We start from the raw sequence: 389 nt of genomic DNA, 5'->3' as shown, positions 1-389 counted from the left end.
ATTGGCGGTATTGCAGCTACAGGTACGATTACAGATAATGATGCTGCTACGATTACTTCGGTAAGTTCAGAGACTGAGGATGAAGGCACAAGTTTAGTTCATACAGTTGTTGTTGTAGAATCAACTTTTGATGAGACGTATCCGTTTATATTAGCAGACAATACAACCAGTGGATCAGACTATGTGTTACCACCAGTATTTAGTAATGGTGTTACCTATGATGCTGTTTCGGGTACTATTACAGTACCAGCAGGGGTTACGAGTTTTACAGTTACGATTGCTACGGTTGATGATGCCGTGGTAGAACCAGATGAAGTATATGATTTAACCATTGGAGGTATCTCGGCTACAGGTACCATAGAGAATAATGATGTACCAGCAGTTACTTC

1 protein-coding gene is annotated in these 389 nt (G+C 40.6%); it reads left to right on the top strand.

The window, feature by feature from the left end; translation table 11 throughout:
* The coding region (locus AC1EUY_RS16175) for a hypothetical protein (protein ID WP_480196587.1) at positions 1–389 on the top strand (389 nt) is incomplete at both ends.

Source organism: Maritimimonas sp. 2210JD6-3 (genome assembly GCF_056591795.1).
The sequence above is the reverse complement of the archived record's forward strand: the minus strand, read 5'-3'. Positions and strand labels throughout refer to the sequence as shown.